Genomic DNA, 25,855 nt, shown 5'->3' with positions numbered 1-25,855 from the left:
CCCGTTCCGCCAAGAAACGAGGACTCCCCTGGTAGATGTCTACGACGCGCCGGGTTCCGGTGCCTCACCGCGCTCGTGCAGCAGGGCGCGGAACTCCGCCAGGTCGCGGCGCGCCCGCTCCCCGTCGGCGCTCTGGATGCCCATCACGGCGAGGGTGGTGCCGTCGGACAGGTCCACCGACGGCCAGGGCTCCCCGACCGGCATGCGGATGTCGACGATCTCCGGCCAGGCCAGCACGTGCGTGCGGATGCCGTTGACCACGGTCACGTTGTGCTCGGCCGCGACGAGCCTGGGCCGGGCGAGCAGGTGCAGTCCCGCGGCGATCGCCAGTCCCAGCATGACCAGCAGCACCCGGTCCTGCAGCCGCCAGTCCGGGGGCAGGAGCACCGTCAGCACCACCATGGTGGCCACGACCAGCAGTCCCATCCCGTAGGCGACGAGCCGCACCGCCCTCGGCCGCCAGGTCCGCGGGAGTGCGGGAGTGCGCTCCGTCTCGTCCACCGGTCGTTCCCTCGTTCGCACCAACTGCTCCAGGCTCGGCCCCGCGGGGCTCACGTACTCGTCGGCCCCGGGGCCGACGCGTTCCGGTCGGGCCGACCGGAACGCGGGGTTCAGCGCCGCAGACCGCGCAGGGCCGCCGCCGTGTCCAGGGCGGCCAGGGCCGCCTCGGCGCCCTTGTCCTCGACGCTGCCGGGCAGGCCCGCGCGGTCGCGTGCCTGTTCCAGGGTGTCACAGGTGAGCACGCCGTTACCCACGGGGGTGGCCTCGCGCAGAGCGACCTCGGTGAGCCCGTGGGTCACCGACTGGCACACGTAGTCGAAGTGCGGGGTACCGCCGCGGATGACCGCCCCCAGGGCGATCACGGCGTCGTGCTTGCGGGCCAGCTCCTGGGCGACGACGGGGATCTCCACCGCGCCGGCCACGCGCACCACGACGGGGTCGGCCGCACCGGAGGCCTTGACCACGTCGAGCGCCCGGGCCAGCATCGGTTCGACGATCTGCGCGTTCCAGCGGGTGACGACGATGCCCACCGACATCCCCGAGGCGTCGACCTCCTGGGCGTCGGGGCGGCCTTCTCCACTCATGTGTTCTCCCTGTGTCGGTGCGGTGGGGTGCCGGTGCGGACGCACCCCGGCGGCGGGCGCGGCGTCGGCGGGACGGGACGGCGGATCGGATCCTACTGGGCCACGCCGTTCAGCTCGTGCCCCATCCGGTCGCGCTTGGTGCGCAGGTACGTGATGTTGTCCCGGGTGACGAAGGAGGGCATGGCCACCCGCTCCGCCACGCGGACGCCGTGCGCCGCCAGCCCCTCGGCCTTGGCCGGGTTGTTGGACAGCAGCCGGACCGAGGTGACGCCCAGGTCGGCGAGGATCTGGGCGCCCGCGCCGAACTCGCGCGCGTCGGCGGGCAGGCCCAGGCGCAGGTTGGCGTCGACGGTGTCCACACCCTGGTCCTGGAGGCTGTAGGCGCGCAGCTTGTGCAGCAGTCCGATCCCCCGCCCCTCGTGGCCGCCCAGGTAGACGACGACGCCGCGCCCCTCCTCGGCGATGTCGGCCATGGCCGCGTCGAGCTGGGCGCCGCAGTCGCAGCGGTGCGAGCCGAAGGCGTCGCCGGTCAGGCACTCCGAGTGCAGGCGCGCCAGGACGCCGGTGCCGTCGGTCAGGTCGCCGTAGACGAGCGCGACGTGCTCGGCGCCGTCGGCCGTCCCCTTGAACCCGATCGCGCGCCACTCGCCGTGCCCGTTGGGCATGCGGGTCTCCACCATGCGGGTGACCAGCGGCGGGGTGGCCTGGTCGGGGGTGAGGGTGTGGCCGAGGGCGGCGCGGTGGGCGGCCAGCTGTTCGACCGACACCAGCTTCAGGCCGTGCTCGTCGGCGAACTCGCGCAGGCGGGGCAGGCGCGCCATGGTGCCGTCGTCGTTGACCACCTCGGCCAGGACCCCGGCGGGACGCAGCCCGGCCAGGCGCGCGAAGTCGACGGAGGCCTCGGTGTGCCCCCGACGGGCGAGCACGCCGCCCGGGCGGGCGCGCAGCGGGAGGATGTGGCCGGGGCGGACGAAGTCGACGGGACGGCTGTCGGAGGAGGCCAGCAGGCGGATCGTACGGGCCCGGTCGGCGGCGGAGATGCCGGTGGTGACGCCCTCGCGCGCGTCGACGGTCACCGTGTAGGCGGTGCGCAGGCTCTCCTCGTTGCGGGCGGTCATCAGGGGGAGGTCGAGGCGGTCGAGGTCGCCGCCCTCCATGGGAACGCACACCACGCCGGAGGTGTAGCGGATCATGAACGCCAGGAGTTCGGGGGTGGCGAGTTCGGCGGCGAAGATGATGTCGCCCTCGTTCTCGCGGTCCTCGTCGTCCACGACCACGATCGCGCGTCCGGCGGCGAAGTCGGCGACCGCGTCGTCGATGGAGTCGAGGACCACGGCCGGTCCGGTGGTGTCCGCTGTACCCGGTGTGGTGTCGGTGACGGTCATGACGGCTCCCAGGAGATGACTGCTGGTGGTGTGGTGGGTGCGTGGCGGCCCGTCGGGGGTCCGCCCGCCGGAGGTCGGGTCAGCCGAGGGCGCGGGCCGCGGTGACGGCGGCGATGCGCTCGACGTACTTGGCGACGACGTCCACCTCGACGTTGACGGTGGCGCCGACGGCGAGCGCACCCAGGGTGGTCGCCCGCAGGGTCTCCGGAATGAGGCTGACCTCGAAGAACTCCTCGGAGGCGTCGGGGGCGCTGACGGCGGAGACGGTCAGGCTGGTGCCGTCCACGGTGATCGAACCCTTCTCGACCACGTACGGGGACAGCCCGGCGGACAGGTCGAACCGCAGGACGTCCCAGTTGTCTCCGGGGCTTCGGGAGAGCAGGCGCGCGGTGCCGTCGACGTGACCCTGCACGATGTGGCCGCCGAGGCGGCCGTCGGCACGGGCCGCCCGTTCGAGGTTGACGCGGGAGCCGGGGACGAGCGCGCCCAGGGAGGAGCGGTCGAGGGACTCCTTCATGACGTCGGCGGTGAAGGCGCCCTCCCCCTGTCCGACCACGGTCAGGCACACGCCGTTGACCGCGATGGAGTCGCCGTGGCCCGCGTCGGAGGAGACCAGCGGTCCGCGCACGGTGAGCAGGAGGGACTCGCCCGTGGTTCCGGCGGGTTCGACGGACACGACCTCGCCGAGTTCCTCCACGATTCCGGTGAACACCCTTGTCATCCCTTCGCCTCATGGCGCTCCGGGGTATGAGGGTGTGGAATCGGGTCCACGAGGGGTCGGGGTCGAGGGCGTACACCTGGTACGCCGACGGGACCCGCCCCAACGCGCGCTGCCTTCCATCCGGACTCTCACCGTCGGTACCGGAATTCCACCGGTTCAACCGGCCGATGGCTTCGGCCGGGTCGCGGACTGTCACCGCCGGTTCGGACTTTCACCGACCCCGGAGCACGCGTTCGACTGTCGTCGGTCCGGATCCTACCTGGTCGTAGCTCCGGGGCCTAGACGGTGTGAGACGACTCACGGGCCCGCTCAGGCGTCGGCGGATCCGTCCGCGGTCGCCCGCACGGGCTCGGGGCGGCGGGCCAGTCCGCTGCGGACGAAGGTCTCGGGCGCCCCGAAGGAGGCCCACAGCGCGATGAGGGCGTAGACGGCGAACCCGGACACGGCCTCGGCGAACCCGGTCAGACCGCCGAGGAGGAGGTCCTCGGCCACCTGGAGGAGCACCACGACCGAGATGCCGAGCACGAAGCGCGCGGCGCGGGCGGTGAGGGTCCCCTCGGCGCCGTACCAGCCGCGCCCGTGCAGCAGGGTGAAACCGACGAGACCGCCGAGCAGGGCGCCGCAGACGGTGAACAGCCCGGTGAGCGTCGTTCCGGCCGGGTCCACCGGGATCGCGCCCATCCACTCCTCGGGGGCCGTCCAGCCGGAGCGCACCAGGCCCTGCCACGCGGCCGCCAGCGCGCAGGGCAGGACGGAGACCGCCAGCGCACAGCCCGCCCAGGCGGCGGTGGACAGCCCCCGCCACCAGTGCAGGACGCGCTCCTCCCAGCGCAGGAACGCCCACAGGGCGGCGGCCCCGACGAGGAGACCGGCGAGGACGTCACTGAGGAAGTGCACACCGAGGTAGAGGCGGGAGAGGCAGACCAGCGCGACCAGGGCGGCGGCCGCCCCCAGCCAGGCGCGGCTGCCCGAGCGCAGACCCAGGTAGCCCCACAGGACGGTGGAGGCCTGGGCGTGCCCGGAGGGGATCCCGAAGCTGGACTCGGCGGCGTGCGCGCTCACCTGGTGGCTGAACCAGAAGGGGCGGGCCCCGTAGATCAGCCCCTTGAGCAGGTAGTTGACCGCGCCGGAGGCGACGACGGCCACGAAGAGCCGGGCGCCGGTCCCGGCGTTCACGCACCAGAAGACGAGGGTGAGCAGGAGGATGATGAAGGTCTGGGAGCCGAGTCCGGTGACGAGGCCGAGGGGTGCGGCCAGCCAGTCACCCCACCCCTGCACCCAGAGGATCGGGGTGGTCTCGGCCTCCCACAGGGCGTCCATGGCCAGGTGCTCGGGTGTCCAAGCGTTCAACGCGCACTCCACGGGTCCGCGCCTGGCAACGCGCTCACGCCGCGCCGCTCCCCCGTGGCGCGCGGGCGCGAGGGGAAGACGGAGCCGCGACCAAGCGGAATCAACGACTACGGACGGGAAGCATAGGGCGCGGGCCGCCCGCGTGACCAGAGCCGTACGGGCGGCGCGCCGGGATCGTTATGCGAGGGGGCTGGCCTTGGTCGCCAGGGCGCGCAGGGAGTCGACCGCCCCCGCGGGGTCCTGGGCGCCGTAGACGGCCGAGCCCGCGACGAAGACGTCGGCTCCGGCCTCGGCGGCGCGTTCGATGGTCTCGGCGCTGACACCGCCGTCGATCTGGAGCCAGACGGAGGACTGGCGGGTGTCGAGGATCTCGCGGGCCTTGCGGATCTTGGGCAGGACCACGTCGAGGAACCTCTGGCCGCCGAAACCGGGCTCGACCGTCATGAGCAGGAGCATGTCCATCTCGCCGATGAGGTCGGCGTAGGGCTCGACCGGCTCGGCGGGGTTGAGGGCCAGGCCCGCGCGGGCGCCCAGACGGCGGATCTCGCGCAGGGTGCGCACCGGGGCCCCCGCGGCCTTGGCGTGGATGGTGACGCTGCCCGCGCCCGCCTCGGCGTAGGCGGGGGCCCACCGGTCGGGGTCCTCGATCATCAGGTGGCAGTCCAGCGGCGTGGTGGCCGCCTTGCGCAGGGACTCCACGATCGGCAGGCCGAGCGTCAGGTTGGGGACGAAGTGGTTGTCCATGACGTCGACGTGGAGCCAGTCGGCGGAGGGGGACACGGCCGCCGCCTCGTCCGCGAGGTGGGCGAAGTCGGCGCTGAGGATGCTGGGTGAGATCTGGATTGCCACACCCGCAGTGTAGCCAGGAGCCATCGGGCCGGTGCTCCCACCCAGGTCAGCCGGGACCGCCCTGTCCGATCAGGGACATCAGCGGCGTCCGCGGGGCGGGACCCGCCGCCGCCCGGGCGCCGAGGACGGCCAGCGCCGGGACGCGGCGGGGCCGTGCGCCGCCGTCACACCTCGGACCTGCGCAGCAGCGCCAGGAACATGGCGTCGGTCCCGTGGACGTGCGGCCAGAACTGGACGTACCTGCCCTCGGGCCCCGCCGCCAGGTCGGGGATCCCGTCCAGGTAGTCGGCGGCGCGCAGCAGGGTGAGGTCGTCGCGCTCGTCGAGCACGCGGCGCACGATCCCGTCGGTCTCGTCCAGGTGCGGCGAGCACGTCACGTACGCCACCACACCGCCGGGGCGCACGGACTCGACCGCGCTGACGAGCAGGTCGTGCTGGAGCGGCGCCAGCGCGGCCACCGACTCCGGCGTGCGGCGCCAGCGCGACTCGGGACGGCGCCGCAGCGCGCCCAGGCCGCTGCAGGGCACGTCCACCAGCACGCGGTCGAAGGACCCCGGCCGCCACGCCGGGGCGGTGCCGTCTGCGACCACGACCCGACCGGCGTCGCGCGGGGCGCGGCGCACCGCCGTGGCCACCAGTCCGGCGCGCGCGGGTTGGACCTCCGACGCCAGCAGGCGTGCCTCGCGCTGCCCGGCCAGGGAGGCCAGCAGCCCGGCCTTGCCGCCGGGCCCGGCGCACATGTCCAGCCACCGGGCGTCGTCGCCGCGGGCGTCCACCCGGGTCAGCGCCAGCGCGACCAGCTGGCTGGCCTCGTCCTGCACGGCGGCCCGGTTCTGGCGGACCTCGCGGACGGCCGCGGGGTCGCCCTGGGGCAGGTAGGCGGCGAAGGGCGAGTAGCGCGCCTCCTCGGCGCCCGCCGCGACCAGGTCGGCGACCGTGGAGCGGCCGGGCTTGGCGACGAGGGTGACGCGGGGGCGCTCGTTGTGCGCGACGAGCAGGCGCTCGGTCTCGACCAGTCCGGTGGAGGAGCGCTCACCCAGCGCACGGGCCAGTTCCTTGACCACCCACCTCGGGTGGCTGTGCACGACGGACAGGTATCCGCTCGGGTCGGTGGCGCGGTCGGGCGCCACCACCTCGGTCCACGCCGGCAGGTCGCGCGCGGCCACCTTGCGCAGGACGGCGTTGACGAACCGCCCGCGGTGGTGGCCCACCACCTTCCTGGCCAGGTCGACGGTGGCGCTGACGGCCGCGTGCGAGGGGATCTTCGTCGACAGCAGTTGGTGGGCGCCCAGCCGCAGCACGGGCAGCACCTCGCGGTCCACGGAGGCCAGCGTGCGGTCCACGCAGGCCTCCAGGATCACGTCGTAGGTGCCCTGCAGGCGCAGCGTCCCGTAGGTGAGCTCGGTGGCCAGCGCGGCGTCGCGGCCGCTGATCCCCCGGTCGGTGAGCTGGGCGGGCAGCAGGAGGTTGGCGTAGGCGTCGCGCTGTTCGACGGCGAGCAGGACGTCGTAGGCGACGCGGCGGGCCGGGTCACGGGGCTGGGGCGGCCCGGAGGTGCCCCGCCCTCCACCCTGCGCGGGCTTCCCGCCCCGTCGGGGTCGGCGGTACGGGGATCGGGACTGCTCGCTCAACTGTGCTCTGCCTCAACGAACCGGGGATGGGACCTGCTGGCGGCGGTCCGGAGCGGACCGCGTGCCAGATCGAGCGTACGGCAGCTCAGCGGCCCAGGCGGTCATCTTCGGTGGGACGCACGCCACGGGCCCAGTCCACCGCCGCCATGGCGCGCTTGCCCTGGGGCTGCACCTCGGCCAGGAGCACCGGGTTGGTGCTGGTCCCCACGACCACGCGCCGCTTGTCGGCGTGCACCTGTCCGGGGTCGAGGGCGGGGGTGTCCGCGTCGGGCAGGGGGGTGACCGGGCCGACCTTGAGCCGGGTGCCGCGGAAGGTGGTCCACGCGCCGGGCGCGGGCGTGCAGGCGCGGGCGACGCGGTCCACGCGCTGGGCGGGGGCGGTGAAGTCGAGTTCGGCGTCCTCGGGGTTGAGCTTGGACGCGTAGGAGACGCCGCCCTCCTCCTGCGGTACCGCGGTGAGCTGACCGCTGGCGATGCCGTCGACCGTGCGCACGAGCAGCTCGGCCCCGGCCACGGACAGGCGGTCGAGGAGTTCACCGCTGGTGTCGGTGGGGCGCACGGTCTCGGTGAGGGTGCCGAAGACCGGGCCGGCGTCGAGCTCCTTGACGATCCGGAAGGTCGAGGCGCCCGTGACGTCGTCGCCGTGCATGACGGCGTGCTGGACCGGGGCGGCGCCGCGCCAGGCGGGCAGCAGCGAGAAGTGCAGGTTGACCCAGCCGTGCTCGGGGATGTCCAGGGCGCGCTGGGGCAGGAGGGCGCCGTAGGCCACCACGGGGCAGCAGTCCGGGCCGATCCGGGCGAGTCGCTCCAGGAACTCGGGGTCGCCCGCCCTGGCCGGTTTGAGGACCTCGATGCCCTGGCTGGCGGCCAGCTCCGCGACGGGGCTCTGCGACATCCTCCGGCCCCGCCCGGACCGCGCGTCGGGCCGCGTCACGACCGCGGCGACCTCGTGCTCGGAGTCGATCAACGCCCGTAGGGACGGCACCGCCACCTCGGGCGTTCCAGCAAAGACGAGCTTCATACAGGGGTCCCCTCCACCGCTGACGGAAACCGCCCCGAGCCGTCCCGCGCCCCCGGACGCCCGGACCGCGTGACACCCCCGTGCACGGTCTGTACGCGTCCCAGTTCTACCAGTCGCGCGGGCGGGACGGTGCCACGGACCACGGGCGCTGTCGGGGGCTTCTGGTAGACCAGTGGGTGATGAGAGAGCAGCCCGGCCCGCCCGACGGGGTCCTCTTCGACCTTCCCGAACAGGACCCGCCCAAGGCCGCGCCGGCGAAGGCGCGCCACGCGGCCAAGCGCAGGCCCGCCGAGCGCCTCCCCGTGGCGCGCGTGGTCGTGGACACCCCGCTCCCGCACCTGGACCGCTACTTCGACTACCGGGTGCCGGCCGACATGGACGAGGCCGCCGTGCCCGGCTGCCGGGTCAGGGTGCGCTTCAACAACCGGCAGCTGGGCGGGTTCCTCGTCGAGCGGGTGGAGACCTCCGAGTTCGCCGGGCGCCTGGCCTACCTGGAGTCGGTGGTCTCCCCCGAACCCGTCCTGACCCCGGAGGTCCTCGGTCTGGCCCGCGCCGTCGCCGACCGCTACGCGGGCACGCTGAGCGACGTCCTGCGCCTGGCCGTCCCCCCTCGGCACGCCCGCGTGGAGCGGGAGGAGGTCCCCGAGGAGGACCCCGGAGCACCCGGGGACGGGGCACCCGGCACGCCCGGGGACGGGGGCACCGCCCCCGGCCCGTGGGCCGACTACCCGGAGGGGCCCGCCTTCCTCCGCGCCCTGCGCGAGGGACGCGCCGCGCGCGCGGTGTGGAGCGCCCTGCCCGCCGCGGACTGGGCGGAGGCCGTGGCGGTGGCGGCCGGATCGACCCTGGAGGCGGGGCGCGGCACGGTGATCGTCGTACCCGACGGCCGGGACGTCGGGGCCGTCGACGCCGCGCTCACCCGCCATCTCGGCGAGGGCCGCCACGTCGCGCTCACCGCCGACCTCGGACCCGCCAAGCGCTACCGGCGCTGGCTGGCCGCCCTGCGCGGACGGGTCCGGATCGTCGTGGGCACGCGGGCGGCGGTCTTCGCCCCGGTGCGCGACCTGGGGCTGGTGGTGCTCTGGGACGACGGGGACGACGTCCACTCCGAACCGCACGCCCCCTATCCCCACGCCCGCACGGTCCTGGCGATGCGCGCGCACCGCGCCGAGGCCGGGGCGCTGATCGGCGGACACACGCGCACCACCGACGCCCAACTGCTGGTGGAGTCGGGGTGGGCGCGTCCGCTCGCGGCGGACCGGGCGACCCTGCGGCGGCACGCGCCGATCGTGCGGGCCGCCGGGGACGACCGCGAACTCGCCCGGGACGAGGCGGCGCGGTCGGCGCGGATGCCGAGTCTGGCCCTGCGCGCGGCACGGGAGGCGGCCCGGACCGGGCCCGTGCTCTTCCAGGTGCCCCGCCGCGGCTACCTCAACACGCTGGCCTGCGCCGGGTGCCGGGAACCCGCGCGGTGCGACGCCTGCCGGGGGCCGCTGGCCGTGCGCGGTTCGCACGCGATGCCCTCGTGCGGCTGGTGCGGCCGGGTGGCCGGGCAGTGGGCCTGCCCCGAGTGCGGCGTGACCCGCGTGCGCGCGGTCGTGGTGGGTGCCCGGCGCACGGCGGAGGAACTGGGCCGCGCCTTCCCCTCGCTGACGGTGCGCACGTCCGGGCGGGAGGAGGTCCTGTCCGCGGTCCCCGACCGGCCCTCGATCATCGTGGCCACGCCCGGTGCCGAACCCGCGGCCGAGAACGGGTACGCGGCGGCCGTGCTCCTGGACGGATGGGCACTGCTCAACCGGTTGGACCTGCGGGCGTCGGAGGAGGCGCTGCGGCGCTGGCTGAACGCGTCGGCCCTGGTGCGGCCGGGCGGCACGGTGGTGGTGTCGGCCGACGCCGCGCTGCCGGTGGTGCAGTCGCTCGTGCGCTGGGACCCGGCGGGGTTCGCCGAACGGGAGCTGGCCGACCGGCGTGAGCTGGGTTTCCCCCCCGCGGTCACGATGGCCTCGGTCACCGGAGCCCCCGAGCACGTCCGTGAGCTGCTCGACCAGGTGGAACTGCCCGAGGGGACCGAGCTCCTCGGGCCGGTGCCCGTGGGCGCTCCGGTGGAGGAGACCGCGGAGGGGGTCCACCAGACCGAGCGCGCCCTGCTCCGGGTCCCCCGGGGCGGTGTCGGGGCGCTGGCCCGGTCGCTGAAGGTGGCCGCCTCGGCCCGCAGCGCCCGCCGTGACGAGCACCTGGCCCAGGTGCGAGTGGATCCGCTGCACGTGGTCTGAGCGCGCGGCCGGGCCCTTCCGGGACCGGAGCCCCGTCAGCTCCGGCCGTACCCGGCCCGGTACAGGTCACGGAGCAGCGAGACCTCGGCGCCGTGGTGGAAGACCTCCCGGTTCAGGTGCAGCACCAGCGCCACCATGGGGAAGTCCGCCCACCGGGGTGACTCGGCACCGCCCACGGGCGCGGCCATCGCCTCGTCGTCGAGTTCCTGCAGATGCCCGGACCAGGCCCGGTAGGCAGCGTGCAGGCGTGCCCGGGCGTCGGCGGCGCTCCCGGGCCAGTCGATCGTGTCCCGGGTCGCCGTCCGGTCGCCGAAGTGCCAGTTCACCCGGGTCTCCAGCACGTCCACGACGATGTGCCCGAGACGCCAGGCGATCGTGGTCACCGGAGGCGGGTCCGGCTCCGGCCCGTCCCCGTCGGGTGCGTGGCGTCCGTCGGGGAGCCGGCGCACCGTCCAGGCCCCGGCGACGGGCTCCCAGAGGTACTCCTGGTCGGTGAGGCCCTCCAGCCTCGGCCACAGGGAGTAGTCCCAGTAGAACTGGAGCTGCGCCAGCGTCTCCCCCGTCCAGTTCACCGCCATCAGGGTGACCTCCTCGTCGGTGTCCGTGCCTGGGCCAGCCCGCCCAGGACTCCGCTCCCCTCGGCGGACACCTCCTCGTCCGGATAGGGCCACCAGGTGACGTCCGCGACGCCGGGGTCCAGGAGCCGGAACGGGGCGAAGGCGGCCTCGGTGTCCGTGCGGGGGGCGGAGGAGGCGAGGGCGAGGTAGCCGCCGCCGCGCATCAGGGAGTGCAGTCCGCCGATCCAGGCGCAGGGGGTGTCGGCGGTGAGGGGGCGGGTGAGGAGGACGGCGAGGGGACGGTCGAGCTCCACCTGGCCGGAGGTGCGCAGACGGCGCAGGAGCGTGGCGGGGTCGGCCCCGTCGCCGGAGAGGACGGCGGTGTCGGAGCTGGAGAGGACACCCGCCGTCCCGTAGGGGGCGACGTGCACGACCGCGGCGTCGGGTCTGCGCTCCCGGACGCGCGCCCCCGTCCCGGGCACGGCGCACCCCCAGTCGACGAACTGGTCGACCCCGGCGTCGGCGCACAGGTAGTCGATGATCCTGCCGAGGAAACGCTCGTACAGGCGCGCGTGTTCGCCGTGGCGTGGATCGGGGAGCCGTGCGTCCGCCCGGCGGCCGAGGCCGACGACGTGTGGCCGCCGTCCGGGGAGCGGTACGGGGTCCGGCCGCTGGGAGGCGGCCGTGAGCGGGCCTGCCTTCGATCCTCGGACGTCCGTCACGATCACGCTCCCCCAGCCGGTCCGCTCGCGGGAGGCACGGCGCACGGGCTCACCGATCGGGATCGTCCGCAACGCGCCGTACCGTCAGGGCCCGATGCTACCCCCGGCAACGTGATCCGCCACACAGGGTCGGGTGATTTACGCCCCGCTTCTCCGTCTGGGCGGTATCGCGGCGCGCCCCGCGGCGGAGGACCCGCCACGGCCGCCCCCGCACCGTCTCAGAGCACGTTGCGCGGGTCCGGGACCGGCGCCAGCCGACCGTCGCAGTCGGCGTACTCCCACCCGGGCCCGCGCGCCACCAGGTCGGCGACCGCCCCGACCAGACGGTCGACGTGCTCGGTCGTGGTCCCCACGCCCAGGCTCGCCCGGACGGCCTGCGCGTGCCCCTCGGGGAGCAGGTACCGGGTCAGGGGGTGCGCGCAGAACAGACCGTCGCGCACGCCGATCCCGTACTCGGCGGACAGGGCGGCGGCCAGCAGCTCCGCGGGCAGTCCGTCCACGGTGAAGGACACGATGCCCACGCGCGTGTGGTCGGCGCCCCACAGGGACAGCTCGCGGACCCCGTCGATCCCGCCCAGACCGGCGCGCAGGCGCTCCAGCAGCGCGGACTCGCGAACGTGCAGGAGTTCCTGGGTGGCGGGGGTGAGAGTGTCGCAGGCCGCGGCCAGGGCGACGGCGCCCAGCACGTTGGGGCTGCCCGCCTCGTGGCGCGCGGGCAGGTCGTTCCACCGGACGTCGTGGTCGGTCACCAGCCGTGTGGCCCCTCCTCCCGACAGGTAGGGGGTGGCCTCGCGCAGCCAGTCGGCGCGCCCGGCCAGCACACCGGAGCCGAAGGGGGCGTAGAGCTTGTGCCCGGACAGGGCCACGTAGTCGGCGCCGGTCGCGGCGAGGCTGAAGGGCAGGTGCGGCACGTACTGGGCCGCGTCGACCACCACGCGGGCGCCCTCGGCGTGGGCCACCCGGACCAGGTCCTCGACCGGCCAGATCTCGCCGGTGACGTTGGAGGCGGCGGTCACGCACAACAGGGTGGGCCCCTCGGGGGCCTCCTCCAGGGCCGTCCGGGCGGAGGCGACCGCCGCCTCGGGGGACTCGGGCAGGGGAAGGCGCACGACCCGGCCCGCCCGGGAGGCGGGGTGCTCCCAGGGCAGGAGGCTGGCGTGGTGCTCGGACTCGAAGACGACCACGGTGCACCCCTGGGGCACGGAGCGCGCCAGCAGGTTGAGGGCGTCGGTGGTGCCGCGCACGAACACCACCGCGTCGGCGGGCTCGGTGCGCGTGCCCAGGAAGCGGGCGACGCTGCGGCGGGCGCGCTCGTAGGCGTCCGTGCTCACCTGGGAGTGGTGGCCCGCGCCGCGGTGCACGCTGGCGTAGTAGGGCAGGGCCGCCGACAGGGCGTCGGCCACGGAGGTCAGGCACGGGGCGCTGGCCGCGTAGTCGAAGTTGGCGTAGTCGACGTGCTCACCGGTGACGAGGGGGACTCCGGCGTCGGCGGTGACGACCGCGCACTCGGCGGATGCGGGTGAGCGCAGGGAGTGGATGTGATGGACCGTGGTCAAGGTGCACCTCTCTCGTGGGTCGGGGGACCCACGGGGCGCCTCACGGCGACATCGGCGGGGTCCGCGCTTGTCAGACACGGTCGTGTCGGGACCTGGTCCTCACCCGGGGCACCCCACCGCGGAAGGAGGGTTGCCGGCCAGCAAGCCGGGGCTTGACGCTGGCACTCGTGACCTGGCCAGAAAGGTAGCACAGACCCGGCGGACCGCACACCGGCGCGTCCGTGTGGAGGCGACCACAGCCCCGCTTGACACCCGGCACGGAGGCTGGGACATACTGGTCCCGCCTGCCCTCACGCCGCGGGTGTCCGGCTTCCCCCGGCCGCCCTCCAGGCGCGAGACTCCAGAGCATCGGAGTTTTCGCATGCCCGCGAGCGAGAGGTGTGTTTGCCTTGCACGGCGACGACCGCGTCCAGCAGCTTTTCCGCAACCCCAGGGTTGTCCTGATCTCCGGCTACGCCCGCCTTCCCGACACGGTGGCGAGCCACTCCCAGTACCAGCGGCTCGGTGTCGTGCTCGCCGTGGACACCGCCGACGACCGGATCGTCGCGGCGGACACCACACTCCTCACCGACCTGGCCAAGCAGTTCTTCCGCGCCCTCGTCGAGGGCGCCTCGGTGACCGAGGACATCGCCGAGATCGTCCGGCGGGTCCAGACGCGGTACGCGGGCCAGTCCGGCGCCGCCCTCACCACCGCGCTCCGCCGCTGCCTGGAGACCTACTACCAGCTGCGGGACGGCGACCAGCTGCCCGGTGACGCCGACGCCAAGGAGTGAGTGCCCCCGTGCCCGACACCAACACCGAACCCACCGCTCCCCTGCCGTTGGCCGGGGTGCGCGTGGCGGACCTGTCCCGCGTCCTCGCGGGGCCCTACGCCACGATGCTCCTCGCCGACATGGGCGCCGAGGTGGTCAAGGTCGAGCAGCCCGGCCGCGGGGACGACACCCGCGCCTGGGGCCCGCCCTGGGCGGGCGCCTCCGGTGACTCACCCGGGGAGTCCGCCTACTTCCTGTCGGTGAACCGCAACAAGCGCAGCCTCGCGGTGGACCTGAAGGACCCTGACGGCCTGGCCGCCGTCCAGGACCTGTGCGCCTCCTCCGACGTGGTGATCCAGAACTTCCGCCCCGGGGTCATCGACCGTCTGGGCCTGGGCTACGCCGACGTGAGCGCCCGCAACCCGGCGGTCGTGTACTGCTCCGTCAGCGGGTTCGGGCCCGAGCACGAGCCCGCCACGCGCCCCGGGTTCGACATCGTCGTGCAGGCCGAGAGCGGGCTGATGGCCGCCACCGGCCCGGCGGAGGGGCCGGCGAGCAAGGTGGGGGTGGCGCTCACCGACGTCCTCACCGGCCTCAACGCCGCCGTGGGCATCCTGGGCGCGCTGATGCGCGCGCGGGCCACGGGCCGGGGCGAGAACATCAACGTCTCGCTCATCAACTCGACCCTGTCCGGTCTGGTCAACCTCACCCAGCAGGCGCTGGTCACGGGGGTCGAGCCCGCGCGGGCGGGCAACGCGCACACCACGATCGTGCCCTACCAGGTCTTCCCGACGGCCGACGCCGACATCGTGGTCGCGGCGGGCAACGACGCCCTGTACCGGCGGCTGTGCGACGCCCTGGAACGGCCCGACCTGGCCGGGGACGCCCGTTACGCCACCAACCCCGGGCGGGTGGAGCACCGGGAGGAGCTGGTGGAGGAGCTGTCGCGCACCCTGCGCTCCCGCCCCGCCGACCACTGGATGGACGCGCTCGTGGCGGCCGGTGTCCCGGCCGGGCGGGTGCGCGGTGTGCTGGACGCGCTGCGCACGGCCGACGCCAGCGGGGACGACGTCCTGCGCACGGTGGAGCACCCCGTGATCGGACCGCTCGAACAGGTCCGCGCGGGTTTCCGGCTGGAGGGCACGGCCGCACCGATGACCGCCCCTCCCCTGCTCGGCCAGCACTCCCGGAGCCTGCTCGCCGAACTGGGCCTGGACGGGGGGCTCATCGACGCGATGGTCAAGCGCGGCGCGGTCCAGCAGCCCGACCTGCCCTGACCCACCCCGGCACGGCGCCGAGCCGTGCCCGACCGACACCGGAAGCACACGGCACACCACGAAGGGACATCCGACCATGAGCCAGACCCAGCGCAAACCCGCCGCCCCGGACCCCCGCGACTTCCTCGCGGTGGACGCCACACTCTCCGACACCGAGCGGGACGTCCGCGACGCGGTCCGCGCCTTCGCCTCCCGCGAACTGCTGCCGAACGTGGCCGAGTGGTTCGACGCGGGCACCCTGCCCGACCCCCGGGGCCTGGCCAGGGCCTTCGGTGACCTGGGGGTGCTGGGCATGCACCTGGAGGGCTACGGCTGCGGGGGCTCCAGCGCCGTCGCCTACGGTCTGGCCTGCCGCGAGCTGGAGGCGGTCGACTCCGGGCTGCGCAGCTTCGTGTCCGTCCAGGGCTCCCTGGCCATGGCGGCCATCCACAAGTTCGGCTCCGAGGAGCACAAGAGCGCGTGGCTGCCGCCGATGGCGGCGGGCGAGGCCATCGGCTGCTTCGGTCTGACCGAACCCGACTCCGGTTCCGACCCCGGCTCGATGCGCACCCGCGCGCGGCGGGACGGGTCCGACTGGGTCCTGAACGGCACCAAGATGTGGATCACCAACGGTTCGGTGGCCGACGTGGCCGTGGTCTGGGCCGCCACCGACGACGGCATCCGCGGTTTCCTGGTGCCCACGGACACGCCCGGCTTCACCGCCAACGTCATCCACAGGAAGCTGTCCCTGCGCGCCTCGATCACCTCCGAGCTGGTGCTGGAGGACGTGCGGCTGCCCGCCGACGCGCTCCTGCCCGGGTCGGGCGGGCTGGGGTCGCCGCTGTCGTGCCTGAACGAGGCCCGCTACGGGATCGTGTGGGGCGCGGCCGGGGCCGCCCGGGCCTGCTACGAGGCGGCGTTGGAGTACGCGACCACCCGCGAGCAGTTCGGCCGTCCCATCGGCGGGTTCCAGCTCACCCAGCGCAAGCTCGCCGACATGGTCGTGGACGTCAACCACGCCAACCTGACGGCGCTGCGGATCGGCCGCCTCAAGGACGAGGGGAACTGCCACCACAACCACGTCAGCTTCGGCAAGCTCTCGTGTGTGGCGGCCGCCCAGCGGGTGGCGAGCGCCGCGCGCTCCGTCCACGGCGCCAACGGCATCACCCTGGAGTACCCGGTGATGCGGCACATGGTGAACCTGGAGACGGTCGCCACCTACGAGGGCACCGAGGAGATCCACGCGTTGAGCATCGGACAGGCCGTGACGGGGGTCTCGGCGTTCCGCTGACGCGCGGGGCGGTCTCCCTGGTGCCGACAGTCCCCCGCAACCACCACAATGGGGAGCATCCGACTGAGGGAGTTGCCGAGATGGTGAACGAGCCGACGAAGCGGTTCGAGATGACGCGGGTGCGGCGAACCGCCAACGCCTTCGTCAGCGGCTTCGTCAAGTACGGGGTGTGCCCGCCCGACATGCACCTGCTGACGACGCGCGGACGCGCGTCCGGCTTCCTGCGGACCACCCCGGTCAGTGTGCTGGACAGCGACCGGGGCCGGTTCCTGGTGGCGCCCTACGGGGCGGTCGACTGGGTGCGCAACCTGCGCAAGGACGGGTTCGCGACCCTGCGCCAGGGCGGGTGGATCGAGCTGGCCAGCGTGCGTGAGCTCGGACCCGAGGAGTCGGCCCCCGTGCTCCGCGAGTACCTGGACCACCCGCGCGCGTTCGTCGTGGGACCGTACTTCGAGGCCCCGCCGGAGGCTCCGGACGAGGCCTTCGCGGCCGAGGCCGACCGCCACCCGGTGTTCGAGATCGTGCGGTCGACCACGATCCGCATCTGAGCGCCCGGACCGCCGGGGACCCGGGCCCCCTCCAGGCGGAGGGGGCCCGGGTCCCCGTCAGTTCCGGACGCGGTACACGTCGTAGACGCCGTCGACGCCGCGCACCGAGCGCAGGACGCTGCCCAGGTGGGCCGGGTCGGCCATCTCGAAGGTGAACCGGCTCTGCGCCACCCGGTCACGGCTGGTCTGGACCGTCGCCGACAGGATGTTGACGTGCTGGTCGGACAGCACACGGGTGATGTCCGACAGCAGCCGCGACCGGTCCAGCGCCTCCACCTGCAACGCCACCAGGAACATGGAGTCCTCGGTGGGCGACCACTCCACCCGCACCATGCGGTCGGTGTCCAGGGTCGCGGCGTTCACGCAGTCCTCGCGGTGCACCGAGACCCCGTTGCCGCGCGTCACGAAGCCGACGATGTCGTCGCCCGGCACCGGTGTGCAGCACTTGGACAGCCGGGCCCACACGTCGGCGTCGCCCTCCACGACCACGCCCGGGTTTCCGGGGTGGCGGCGGCGGGTGACGGCCTTCGTGGGCAGGGCCGACTCGGCGATGTCCTCGGCGTGGCTCTCCAGGCCGCCCAGGGAGTCGACGAGTTTGCTGACCACGCTCTGGGCGCTGACCTGGTGCTCGCCGACCGCCGCGTAGAGCGCGTCCACGTCCGGGTACCGCAGGTCCCGGGCCAGGGCGATGATCGCCTCACCGCTGAACAGGCGCTTGACCGGCAGCTCCTGTTTGCGCATGACCTTGGCGATGTCGTCCTTGCCCCGCTCGATCGCGGCCTCGCGGCGCTCCTTGGTGAACCAGTGCCGGATCTTGTTGCGGGCGCGGGCGCTCTTGACGAAGTTGAGCCAGTCACGGCTGGGGCCGGCGTCGGGGTCCTTGGAGGTGAGGATCTCGACCGTCTCGCCGTTGTGCAGCTCGCTCTCCAGCGGGACGAGGCGGCCGTTGATCCGGGCGCCCACCGTGCGGTGGCCGACCTCGGTGTGGACGGCGTAGGAGAAGTCGACGGCGGTGGCGCCCTGGGGCAGGGAGATGACGTCGCCCTGCGGGGTGAAGACGAACACCTCCTGCACCGACAGGTCGAAGCGCAGCGACTCCAGGAACTCGCCCGGGTCCTTGGTCTCCTGCTGCCAGTCGATGAGCTGGCGCAGCCACTGCATGTCGGAGGTGCCCTTGGCCTTGGGCTCCCCGCCCGAGCCCCGGTCCTCCTTGTACTTCCAGTGCGCGGCGATGCCGTACTCGGCGCGGCGGTGCATCGCGCGGGTGCGGATCTGGAGTTCGACCGGGTTGCCCGAGGGACCGATGACCGTCGTGTGCAACGACTGGTACATGTTGAACTTGGGCATCGCGATGTAGTCCTTGAACCGCCCGGGCACCGGGTTCCACCGCGCGTGGATGGTCCCCAGGGCCGCGTAGCAGTCGCGGACGCTGTCCACCAGGACCCGCACGGCGATGAGGTCGTAGATCTCGTCGAAGCCGCAGTTACGGGCGATCATCTTCTGGTAGATCGAGTAGTAGTGCTTGGGGCGGCCGCGCACGGTCGCCTTGAGCTTGGCCTCCCGGAGGTCGCCCGAGACCGCCTCGATGACCTCCTGGAGGTAGACGTCGCGGCGGGGGGCGCGCTCGGAGACCAGGCGGGCGATCTCGTCGAAGCGCTTGGGATAGAGGGTGGCGAAGGCCAGGTCCTCCAGCTCCCACTTGATGGTGTTCATACCCAGCCGGTGGGCGAGCGGGGCGAAGATCTCCAGGGTCTCGCGGGCCTTCTTCTCCCGCTTGGCCCGGGACGGCAGGTAGCGCAGGGTGCGCATGTTGTGCAGGCGGTCGCACAGCTTGATGACCAGGACGCGGATGTCGCGGGCCATGGCCACGACCATCTTGCGGACCGTCTCGGCCTGGGTGGCCTCGCCGTACTTGACCTTGTCCAGCTTGGTGACGCCGTCGACGAGCTCGGCGATCTCGTCGCCGAAGTCGGCGCGCAGCTCGTCGAGGGAGTACTCGGTGTCCTCGACGGTGTCGTGCAGCAGGGCGGCGGCCAGGGTGGCCTCCTGCATGCCCAGCTCGGCGAGGATGGTCGCGACGGCGAGCGGATGGGTGATGTAGGGGTCGCCGCTCTTGCGTTTCTGGTCGCGGTGGTGGTGTGCGGCCACCTCGTAGGCGCGCTCGATGAGCCGCACGTCCACCTTCGGATGGGTGGCGCGCACGGTCTTGATCAGTGGTTCGAGCACCGGGTTCATCGTCACTCCCCGCTGGGCGCCGAGTCGGGCGAGCCTTCTGCGGACTCGCACGGTGGAGGGCGTGGCGGAGCCGGGTGGCCCCTGGGGGCCGCCTGGGCCCGCCCCGGAGACGTCGGAGGGCGCCGCTTCGGTCGCGGCGCCCTCCGGGCGGTCTCCCTGTGGTCTGTGCGCGGCCGACGTACCGTTGCCGTCCGCGTGCCCTCCCGGCATGCCGGGGCGCCGCTCGCCCGTGGCCTCCGGCCGCTCGCCGCGGTCCGGTACCGCCCCGGTCGAAACCACTTCGCTTGGCATGCCTACCTCCCGCGGATCCACCCGGTCGCGTGGACGCCGTCGCCGACGTTCGCCCGGTGCACGTGCGTGTTGTCAGGGCCGGTCACTGGACGTGGCCGCCGCGGTACCTCTCCCACCAGTCTAGTGTCCGTGGTCCCACGTGATCGGAGACGCGGTACGGCGTCACTCCCAGGGCCACGCACCCAGCGCGGCACGGGTGCGGGTATGCGAGGGCCGCCGAACGCGTCACGTCCGGCGGTGGCGTCCCCGTGCGGGCGAGGTGCGGTGCGGACTGGGTCCTTCCGTCAACGCGGAGGGATTCGTCGCGCATTCCCGTGCGGGCGGGCACGCGCGTCGGGATTCCCCGGTCAGACCGTCAGGAGGCTGTGCAGCTCCACATCCGGCAGCTTCTCGCGTCCCTGGAGCGCGGAGAGTTCCATCAGGACGGAGAATCCCACGACCGTACCACCCGCCTTGCGCACGAGTTCCACCGCGGCCCTGCCGGTGCCGCCGGTGGCGAGCACGTCGTCGACGATGAGCACACGGCTGCCCGCGGGGATCGCGTCGGCGTGGATCTCCACGGTCGCGGTGCCGTACTCCAGATCATAGGCCTGCCCGATGGTCCGCGAGGGCAGTTTCCCGGCTTTGCGCGCGGGAACGAAGCCCGCGTCCAGCGCGAGCGCGACCGGAGCACCGAAGATGAAGCCGCGCGCCTCCAGGCCGAGCACGTGGTCCACACCCTCCGCCGAGAAGGGGCCGGCGAGCCCGTGGACGGTGGCGCCGAACGCCTCCCGGTCGTTGAGCAGCGGCGTGATGTCCTTGAACAGCACCCCGGGCTGCGGGAAGTCGGGCACGTCGCGAACGTGCGACCGGATCATGCCGAGGAGCGGTCCGGCGTCGGCGGTCGCGGGGTCGTGGGGCATGGGTGGTGGGACCTTCTCGTGCGGGGGCCGAACACGCCGGTACCGGCCCTGGTCGGGGCCGGTACCGGAGAGCGTGGGGCCGGTGTGGCCGTGGTCAGCTGTTGGGCTTGTCGTCGTCGCCGAAGTCGGGGCGGTCCTCCACCGGCGTGTCGTCGGCGGCGGGGGTGATGACCTCACCCACACCGGCCTTGAGCATGCGGATGCGGGTGCCCGGGGAGATCTCCAGCAGGACGTCCTGCTCGTGGACCTCCACGACGGTGGCGAAGATGCCCGCCTTGGTCATGACCTCGACACCGGGGACGAGCGCGTTCACCATCTGCTGCTCCTGCTGGCGGCGCTTCTGGTTCGGCCGCCAGAACAGCAGCCAGAACACCAGGAGGATCAGCGCGAACGGCAGAATCATGTTCAGGAGGCCCCCGGTGGGCTCTCCTTCGGCGGCGAGAGTGTAAATGCCCTGCACTGGGGCGTCCTTCCTGACGTTTCGTCGTGTGGCCGACCGTTGTCGGCTCGCAACCGCGACGACCACCTTCATCGTGCCGACCCGGACGTCGCGTCACGGACCGCACCCGCAGTCCATAACGCTTCGGACCGCCCATGCGTTCCGCCCGTGTCGAACGACACGCGGAGCCGTGGCCCCGAACGGCTGGATGTCTCCAGCTTACGTGGCGCTGGTCACCGTGGTCCCACGGTCAGGGATCGGTGGCGCAACGGTCGGATCGGGCCGTTGCGAGGGCCGGACGGTCGCGGTCACGGCGATCCGTTCACCTGGGCGCCGCCGGAGGACCCGTCCGCGGCGGCCGCTCCGAACGCGGCGTCGGGCGGCGGCGTCAGCCCCATGTGCGCCCACGCCTGCGGGGTCGCCACCCGCCCGCGCGGGGTGCGGGCCAGGAAACCGGAGCGGACCAGGAAGGGTTCGGCGACCACCTCGACCGTCTCGGCCTCCTCCCCCACCGACACAGCCAGCGTCGACAGGCCCACCGGCCCGCCGCGGAACCGGCGCAGGAGCACGTCGAGGATGGCGCGGTCGAGGCGGTCCATACCGAGCGCGTCGACCTCGTACAGCTCCAGGGCCGACCGGGCGGTGTCCAGGGAGAGCGTGCCGTCCCCGCGGACCTCGGCGTAGTCGCGGACGCGGCGCAGGAGGCGGTTGGCGATCCGGGGTGTGCCGCGCGAGCGACGGGCGATCTCACGGGCGGCGTCCTCCGCCAGGGGGGCGCCGAGCAGGCCCGCCGAGCGGTGGAGGATGAGTTCGAGCTCGTCGGGGGTGTAGAAGTCCATGTGCGCGGTGAACCCGAAGCGGTCGCGCAGCGGCGCGGGCAGCATGCCCGCCCTGGTGGTGGCCCCGACCAGGGTGAACGGAGCGATGTCGATCGGAATCGCGGTGGCGCCGGGCCCCTTGCCCACGACGACGTCGACCCGGAAGTCCTCCATGGCGACGTAGAGCATCTCCTCGGCCGGGCGGGCCATGCGGTGGATCTCGTCCAGGAAGAGGACCTCGCCCTCCTGGAGGGTGGACAGGACGGCCGCGAGGTCGCCGGAGCGTTCGATGGCCGGTCCTGAGGTGATGCGCAGGGGGGCGCCCATCTCGGCGGCGATGATCATGGCGAGGGTGGTCTTGCCCAGGCCGGGGCCGCCGGACATGAGGATGTGGTCGGGGGCCCGGTTGCGCCGCTGGGCTCCGCGCAGCACCAGGGAGAGCTGTTCGCGGACCCGCTCCTGGCCGACGAACTCGTCCAGCCCGCGCGGCCGCAGGGCGCCTTCGAGCTGGCGTTCGTCACCGTGGGCGTCGGGCGACACGGCGTCGCGTTCGTGCATGGGAGGGGCTCCTAGGCGCGGCTGAGTTTGCGCAGGGCGCTGCGCAGCAGGACGGAGACGTCGGCGGTGTCCTCGGCCTCGGCGGCGACCGCCGAGGCCGCGGCCTCGGCGTCCTTGGCCGACCAGCCGAGGTTGACCAGACCGGAGACGACCTGGCCGCGCCAGGCGCCGTTCGGTTCGGCGGCGCCGCTCGCGGCGGGCGGCGCGCCGTCGGCGAGGACGGGGGCGTCGAGCTTGCCGCGCAGTTCGAGGACGATGCGCTGGGCGCCCTTCTTGCCGATGCCCGGCACGCGGGTGAGCGCGGCGGTGTCCTCGGTGGCCACGGCGTGCCGCAGGCTCGACGGGCTGTGGACGGCGAGCATGGCCAGGGCCAGCCGCGGGCCGACGCCGGAGGCGGTCTGGAGCTGTTCGAAGAGCTGGCGCTCGTCCTCGTCGGCGAACCCGAAGAGGGTCAGGGAGTCCTCGCGGACGACGAGGCTGGTGGCGACGGTCCCGGTCTCGCCCACGTGGAGGCCGGAGAGGGCGGCGGGGGTGCAGCGCACGGTCATGCCGACCCCGCCGACGTCGATCACGGCGGTGTCCGCGCCGCGTGCGGCCACCCGGCCGGTGAGGAACGCGATCATCTCGTGCGGGCGCCGGGGCGCCCTTCTCCTTCCTGGGGGCGTGGGTCACCGCGCGCGGTTGCGGCGCGCCAGTTCCACCTTGCGGGCGAAGTCCTGTTTGGCCTGGGCGACCCTGGCGTCCGCGCCGCCCCGCCAGATGTGGCAGATGGCGAGCGCGACCGCGTCGGCCGCGTCGGCGGGTCTGGGGGGACCGTCGAGTCTGAGGATACGCGCCACCATGGTGCCGACCTGCGCCTTGTCGGCGCGGCCGCTGCCGGTGATGGCGGCCTTGGCCTCGCTGGGGGTGTGCAGGACCACGGGCAGGCCGCGGCGGGCGGCGCACAGCAGGGCGATGCCGCTGGCCTGGGCGGTGCCCATGACGGTGCTGAGGTTGTGCTGGGCGAAGACGCGCTCGACGGCGACGGCGTCGGGCTGGTGCCGGTCGATCCAGTCCTCGATGCCGCGTTCGACGGCGACCAGGCGCTGGGGGAGGTCGGTGTCGGCGCTGGTGCGGACGACGTCGGCGCCCAGGAGGGTGAGCGGTCGGCCGATGGATCCCTCGACGGCCCCGACGCCGCACCGGGTCAGTCCCGGGTCGATCCCCACCACGCGCACGCGTCCCACCCTCACCTTCTCGAACGTCCGTTCGCACCATGCTAGCGGCGGGCACCGTCAGACGGCGCCGCCCCGTGCGAGCGTGTCGGACTGAGCCTGGTGCCGGGCGGCACCCTTCCCGCCGACCCCCTTCCGGCCTTCCGCCCGGCGGGACCGGCGGCGGCGCGGGTGCGGTACCGCGCCGCCGCACCCCTGCCCCGCCACCGCCGCACTGTTCCTCGCATCGGCCGACTCCAGCCCCCACGGCCTGCGGCGGCGGATCGGCCCCACCCTGCGCCCGGGCCGGTTCGCCGCCATGGCCTGGCACCTGCCGCGGGGACACCGGCCCGCCGGAAAAGGGGTGGACGGCGTCCGATCCTCCTGCTAGATTCAACTCAAGTTGAGAAAAACTCAACTTGAGAACAACAGGAGTGCCCATGGAGACCGGCGGGACCCCACCGCACGACGACGGCGAACGCCGGTTCCTCGACGGCTACGACCCGCGCGCCTTCGCGCCAACGGCGGTCACCGTGGACGTCGCAGCCCTCACGATTCGGGCGGGGACACCGTGCGTCCTGCTGACGCGCCGCTCGGCGCCTCCGCAGCGCGGCTGGTGGGCCCTGCCGGGCGGGTTCGTCCGGGCGGTGGACGGGCCGGACGGACCCGCCGACCCCGACCTGCCCGACGCCGCCCTGCGCGTCCTGGCGGAGAAGACCGCGCTGCCCACCGAACTCCACCTGGAACAGCTGCGGACCTACGGCGCGCGCGACCGCGACCCGCGCATGCGCATCGTCTCGGTCGCCTACCTGCTCCTCGCCCCCGACCTGCCCGACCCCCACGTCGGCCGGGGCACCGACGCCGCGGAGTGGGTGCCCTGGAGCGAACTCGGGCACGGCGACGGCGCCCGGTCCGACCGCCCGCTGGCCTTCGACCACGCGCGGATCGTCGCCGACGCCGTCGAGCGCGCCCGCGCCAAGTTGGAGTACACCGCCCTGGCCACCGCGTTCCTGCCGCCCACCTTCACCATCACCGCGCTGCGCGAGGTGTACGAGGCGGTCTGGGGCACACGGCTGCACAGTGCGAACTTCCACCGCAAGATCCTCGCCACGCGCGGGTTCGTCGAGGACACCGGAGACCTCGCCGACCGCGGCGGATCCGGCGGCGGGCGGCGGCCCCGGCTCTACCGTGCGGGCGGCGCGGCCGTGCTCCATCCGCCCCTGCTCCGCGGCGCCCAGTGAACCGTTGACCGCCCCCCGCGCCCCGTCCCCGCGCCGTCACCGACCCCCGCCCCGGAAGGGCCAGCAGATGAGCACGGACCAGGAAGCCACCGCCCCCTTCGACGACGCGTTGCGCGCCCTCGCCCTGGCCGGGGACCCCACGGCCCTGTTCGGCCCGGTGCCCGAGAACGGCGGCGCCCCTCCCCCGGCGGCGACCGCGGAGTACCGCCGCCTGGCCCGCCTGGTCCACCCCGACCGCGCCCCGGAGGAGCGGACCGCCGAGGCCGCCGCCGCGTTCACCCGCCTCACCGAGAACTGGTCGCGCTACCGCGACCTGGTGGAGGGCGGCCTGGGCCTGGCCGACCTCACCCTGGTCACGAGGAAGCGCACCTACCACGTGCGGCGCGGTTCCGGCCCGCTGGCGCGCGGCGACATCGCCGATCTGCACGAGGTGCGCTACAAGGACGGCGGCGCGTGGCGCGACGCGGTCCTCAAACTGCCCCGGTCCCACCGCGACAACGACCTGGTCACGGCCGAGACGACGGCGCTGCGCAGGATCCGGGAGGAGGGCCGCGAGCGCTACCGCGCCTTCTACCCGGAGCTGGTCGAGCGGATCCGCCACCGCGACGCCGCGACCGGTGTCGAGCGGCACGGCAACGTCCTCGGTCGGCTCCGGGGCTTCCACAGCCTGGCGGACGTGCGCCGCGCCCACCCCGACGGGGTCGACCCGCGCGACGCGGCGTGGATGTGGCGGCGGTTGCTGGTCGCGCTCGGCAACGCCTCCCGCGCGGGGGTCGTGCACGGCGCGGTCGTACCGGAGCACGTGCTGGTCCACCCCGGGCTGCACGGCCTGGTGCTCATCGACTGGTGCTACTCGGTGACCCTCCACGCCGCGCGCACGGCACCGCACGTCCCGGCGATGGTCGCCCGCCGCGAGGACCTGTACCCGCCCGAGGTGCTCGACCGCAGGCCCGCCGTGCCCGCCACCGACGTCTTCATGGCGACCCGCTGCGTCGAGTACGTGACCGCGGGCCGCCTGCCCCGGCGGCTGCGCGCCTTCGCCCGCGGCTGCCGACTGCCCGCCCCCGAACGGCGGCCGGGCGACGGGCTCGTCCTGCTGGGCGAACTCGACCAGGCGCTGGAACGGGAGTTCGGCCCGCGCCGGTTCCGCCCCTTCCCCATGCCCGAGGCGTCCTGACCCC

The 25,855-nt window shown here is 73.9% G+C and carries 24 protein-coding genes and 2 riboswitches; of the genes, 7 read left to right on the top strand and 17 right to left on the bottom strand.

Annotated features, from left to right (window positions below; all coding sequences use genetic code 11):
• Positions 1 to 39 precede the first annotated feature (39 nt).
• The 8 genes from ACTVAJ_RS20255 to fmt form a co-directional block, all read right to left on the bottom strand.
• Entirely contained in the window at positions 40 to 501 is a 462-nt protein-coding gene (locus ACTVAJ_RS20255) for a PH domain-containing protein (protein WP_470389766.1), read from the bottom strand.
• Positions 502 to 611: 110 nt separating this feature from the next.
• On the bottom strand, positions 612 to 1,085 hold the full coding sequence (gene ribH, locus ACTVAJ_RS20250) for a 6,7-dimethyl-8-ribityllumazine synthase (protein WP_470389765.1): 474 nt from the start codon (positions 1,083 to 1,085) through the stop codon (positions 612 to 614).
• A gap of 92 nt (positions 1,086 to 1,177) precedes the next feature.
• On the bottom strand, positions 1,178 to 2,470 hold the full coding sequence (locus tag ACTVAJ_RS20245; RefSeq protein WP_470389764.1) for a bifunctional 3,4-dihydroxy-2-butanone-4-phosphate synthase/GTP cyclohydrolase II: 1,293 nt from the start codon (positions 2,468 to 2,470) through the stop codon (positions 1,178 to 1,180).
• 79 nt (positions 2,471 to 2,549) lie between these two features.
• Positions 2,550 to 3,182 carry a riboflavin synthase gene (locus ACTVAJ_RS20240; protein WP_470389763.1) on the bottom strand — a complete coding sequence of 211 codons (633 nt, stop codon included), beginning with the start codon at positions 3,180 to 3,182 and terminating at the stop codon, positions 2,550 to 2,552.
• Between the two features lie 111 nt (positions 3,183 to 3,293).
• Positions 3,294 to 3,424, bottom strand: a riboswitch (FMN riboswitch).
• 76 nt (positions 3,425 to 3,500) lie between these two features.
• Positions 3,501 to 4,541: a phosphatase PAP2 family protein gene (locus ACTVAJ_RS20235; protein ID WP_470389762.1), complete on the bottom strand. Its 1,041-nt coding sequence runs from the start codon at positions 4,539 to 4,541 to the stop codon at positions 3,501 to 3,503.
• 177 nt (positions 4,542 to 4,718) lie between these two features.
• A complete protein-coding gene (gene rpe / locus ACTVAJ_RS20230) occupies positions 4,719 to 5,390 on the bottom strand; it encodes a ribulose-phosphate 3-epimerase (protein ID WP_470389761.1) in 672 nt (223 codons plus the stop codon).
• Positions 5,391 to 5,554: 164 nt separating this feature from the next.
• Entirely contained in the window at positions 5,555 to 7,021 is a 1,467-nt protein-coding gene (locus ACTVAJ_RS20225; RefSeq protein WP_470389760.1) for an RsmB/NOP family class I SAM-dependent RNA methyltransferase, read from the bottom strand.
• A gap of 85 nt (positions 7,022 to 7,106) precedes the next feature.
• Complete coding sequence (fmt, locus tag ACTVAJ_RS20220; protein ID WP_470389759.1) at positions 7,107 to 8,042, bottom strand: methionyl-tRNA formyltransferase; 936 nt, start codon at positions 8,040 to 8,042, stop codon at positions 7,107 to 7,109.
• 179 nt (positions 8,043 to 8,221) lie between these two features.
• On the opposite strand from fmt, the gene ACTVAJ_RS20215 reads away from it, so the two are divergent.
• Positions 8,222 to 10,315, top strand: a complete 2,094-nt coding sequence (locus ACTVAJ_RS20215) for a primosomal protein N' (protein ID WP_470389758.1) — start codon at positions 8,222 to 8,224, stop codon at positions 10,313 to 10,315.
• Positions 10,316 to 10,350: 35 nt separating this feature from the next.
• On the opposite strand, the gene ACTVAJ_RS20210 is transcribed toward ACTVAJ_RS20215, so the two are convergent.
• The 3 genes from ACTVAJ_RS20210 to ACTVAJ_RS20200 form a co-directional block, all read right to left on the bottom strand.
• The gene (locus tag ACTVAJ_RS20210; protein ID WP_470389757.1) at positions 10,351 to 10,893 is read right to left on the bottom strand and encodes a DinB family protein; all 543 of its coding nucleotides are present in this window, start codon (positions 10,891 to 10,893) and stop codon (positions 10,351 to 10,353) included.
• Positions 10,893 to 11,594, bottom strand: coding sequence for an SAM-dependent methyltransferase (locus tag ACTVAJ_RS20205; RefSeq protein WP_470389756.1), 702 nt, complete (start codon positions 11,592 to 11,594; stop codon positions 10,893 to 10,895). The genes ACTVAJ_RS20210 and ACTVAJ_RS20205 overlap by 1 nt, the downstream gene beginning before the upstream one ends.
• 218 nt (positions 11,595 to 11,812) lie before the next feature.
• Entirely contained in the window at positions 11,813 to 13,150 is a 1,338-nt protein-coding gene (locus ACTVAJ_RS20200; RefSeq protein ID WP_470389755.1) for an aminotransferase class V-fold PLP-dependent enzyme, read from the bottom strand.
• A 58-nt stretch (positions 13,151 to 13,208) separates the two neighbouring features.
• Positions 13,209 to 13,323, bottom strand: a riboswitch (SAM riboswitch).
• A 216-nt stretch (positions 13,324 to 13,539) separates the two neighbouring features.
• On the opposite strand from ACTVAJ_RS20200, the gene ACTVAJ_RS20195 reads away from it, so the two are divergent.
• From ACTVAJ_RS20195 to ACTVAJ_RS20180, 4 genes are all read left to right on the top strand, one after another.
• A complete protein-coding gene (locus ACTVAJ_RS20195; protein WP_470389754.1) occupies positions 13,540 to 13,923 on the top strand; it encodes a DUF3870 domain-containing protein in 384 nt (127 codons plus the stop codon).
• Between the two features lie 8 nt (positions 13,924 to 13,931).
• The gene (locus tag ACTVAJ_RS20190) at positions 13,932 to 15,179 is read left to right on the top strand and encodes a CaiB/BaiF CoA transferase family protein (protein ID WP_470389753.1); all 1,248 of its coding nucleotides are present in this window, start codon (positions 13,932 to 13,934) and stop codon (positions 15,177 to 15,179) included.
• Positions 15,180 to 15,255: 76 nt separating this feature from the next.
• Positions 15,256 to 16,449 (top strand): acyl-CoA dehydrogenase family protein, encoded by a 1,194-nt coding sequence (locus ACTVAJ_RS20185; protein WP_470389752.1) that lies wholly within the window; start codon positions 15,256 to 15,258, stop codon positions 16,447 to 16,449.
• 80 nt (positions 16,450 to 16,529) lie between these two features.
• The gene (locus ACTVAJ_RS20180; RefSeq protein ID WP_470389751.1) at positions 16,530 to 16,997 is read left to right on the top strand and encodes a nitroreductase/quinone reductase family protein; all 468 of its coding nucleotides are present in this window, start codon (positions 16,530 to 16,532) and stop codon (positions 16,995 to 16,997) included.
• A gap of 57 nt (positions 16,998 to 17,054) precedes the next feature.
• Here ACTVAJ_RS20180 and ACTVAJ_RS20175 read toward each other — a convergent pair whose 3' ends face one another.
• From ACTVAJ_RS20175 to ruvC, 6 genes are all read right to left on the bottom strand, one after another.
• Entirely contained in the window at positions 17,055 to 19,232 is a 2,178-nt protein-coding gene (locus ACTVAJ_RS20175; protein WP_470389750.1) for a RelA/SpoT family protein, read from the bottom strand.
• 638 nt (positions 19,233 to 19,870) lie between these two features.
• On the bottom strand, positions 19,871 to 20,425 hold the full coding sequence (locus ACTVAJ_RS20170) for an adenine phosphoribosyltransferase (protein ID WP_470389749.1): 555 nt from the start codon (positions 20,423 to 20,425) through the stop codon (positions 19,871 to 19,873).
• A gap of 94 nt (positions 20,426 to 20,519) precedes the next feature.
• Positions 20,520 to 20,885 (bottom strand): preprotein translocase subunit YajC, encoded by a 366-nt coding sequence (yajC, locus tag ACTVAJ_RS20165; RefSeq protein WP_470389748.1) that lies wholly within the window; start codon positions 20,883 to 20,885, stop codon positions 20,520 to 20,522.
• A gap of 287 nt (positions 20,886 to 21,172) precedes the next feature.
• Positions 21,173 to 22,240 carry a Holliday junction branch migration DNA helicase RuvB gene (ruvB, locus tag ACTVAJ_RS20160; RefSeq protein ID WP_470389747.1) on the bottom strand — a complete coding sequence of 356 codons (1,068 nt, stop codon included), beginning with the start codon at positions 22,238 to 22,240 and terminating at the stop codon, positions 21,173 to 21,175.
• Between the two features lie 11 nt (positions 22,241 to 22,251).
• Positions 22,252 to 22,863, bottom strand: a complete 612-nt coding sequence (gene ruvA, locus ACTVAJ_RS20155; protein WP_470389746.1) for a Holliday junction branch migration protein RuvA — start codon at positions 22,861 to 22,863, stop codon at positions 22,252 to 22,254.
• 45 nt (positions 22,864 to 22,908) lie between these two features.
• Positions 22,909 to 23,457, bottom strand: coding sequence for a crossover junction endodeoxyribonuclease RuvC (ruvC, locus tag ACTVAJ_RS20150; protein ID WP_470389796.1), 549 nt, complete (start codon positions 23,455 to 23,457; stop codon positions 22,909 to 22,911).
• A gap of 416 nt (positions 23,458 to 23,873) precedes the next feature.
• Here ruvC and ACTVAJ_RS20145 point away from each other — a divergent pair, with 416 nt between their 5' ends.
• Positions 23,874 to 24,674, top strand: coding sequence for an NUDIX hydrolase (locus tag ACTVAJ_RS20145; protein WP_470389745.1), 801 nt, complete (start codon positions 23,874 to 23,876; stop codon positions 24,672 to 24,674).
• A gap of 67 nt (positions 24,675 to 24,741) precedes the next feature.
• Positions 24,742 to 25,851: a protein kinase family protein gene (locus ACTVAJ_RS20140; RefSeq protein WP_470389744.1), complete on the top strand. Its 1,110-nt coding sequence runs from the start codon at positions 24,742 to 24,744 to the stop codon at positions 25,849 to 25,851.
• The last annotated feature ends 4 nt before the right edge of the window (positions 25,852 to 25,855 follow it).

This window comes from Nocardiopsis sp. KDC1DS13DA1, assembly GCF_055632325.1.
The sequence above is the reverse complement of the archived record's forward strand: the minus strand, read 5'-3'. Positions and strand labels throughout refer to the sequence as shown.

Coding starts and splice junctions, on each gene's coding strand:
- ACTVAJ_RS20180 (WP_470389751.1), top strand. CDS start 16,530: ATGGTGAACGAGCCGACGAAGCGGTTCGAGATGACGCGGGTGCGGCGA.
- ACTVAJ_RS20215 (WP_470389758.1), top strand. CDS start 8,222: ATGAGAGAGCAGCCCGGCCCGCCCGACGGGGTCCTCTTCGACCTTCCC.
- ruvB (WP_470389747.1), bottom strand. CDS start 22,240: ATGCACGAACGCGACGCCGTGTCGCCCGACGCCCACGGTGACGAACGC.
- ACTVAJ_RS20145 (WP_470389745.1), top strand. CDS start 23,874: ATGGAGACCGGCGGGACCCCACCGCACGACGACGGCGAACGCCGGTTC.
- ruvA (WP_470389746.1), bottom strand. CDS start 22,863: ATGATCGCGTTCCTCACCGGCCGGGTGGCCGCACGCGGCGCGGACACC.
- ribH (WP_470389765.1), bottom strand. CDS start 1,085: ATGAGTGGAGAAGGCCGCCCCGACGCCCAGGAGGTCGACGCCTCGGGG.
- ACTVAJ_RS20245 (WP_470389764.1), bottom strand. CDS start 2,470: ATGACCGTCACCGACACCACACCGGGTACAGCGGACACCACCGGACCG.
- ACTVAJ_RS20210 (WP_470389757.1), bottom strand. CDS start 10,893: ATGGCGGTGAACTGGACGGGGGAGACGCTGGCGCAGCTCCAGTTCTAC.
- ACTVAJ_RS20140 (WP_470389744.1), top strand. CDS start 24,742: ATGAGCACGGACCAGGAAGCCACCGCCCCCTTCGACGACGCGTTGCGC.
- ACTVAJ_RS20170 (WP_470389749.1), bottom strand. CDS start 20,425: ATGCCCCACGACCCCGCGACCGCCGACGCCGGACCGCTCCTCGGCATG.
- ACTVAJ_RS20185 (WP_470389752.1), top strand. CDS start 15,256: ATGAGCCAGACCCAGCGCAAACCCGCCGCCCCGGACCCCCGCGACTTC.
- ACTVAJ_RS20175 (WP_470389750.1), bottom strand. CDS start 19,232: ATGAACCCGGTGCTCGAACCACTGATCAAGACCGTGCGCGCCACCCAT.
- fmt (WP_470389759.1), bottom strand. CDS start 8,042: ATGAAGCTCGTCTTTGCTGGAACGCCCGAGGTGGCGGTGCCGTCCCTA.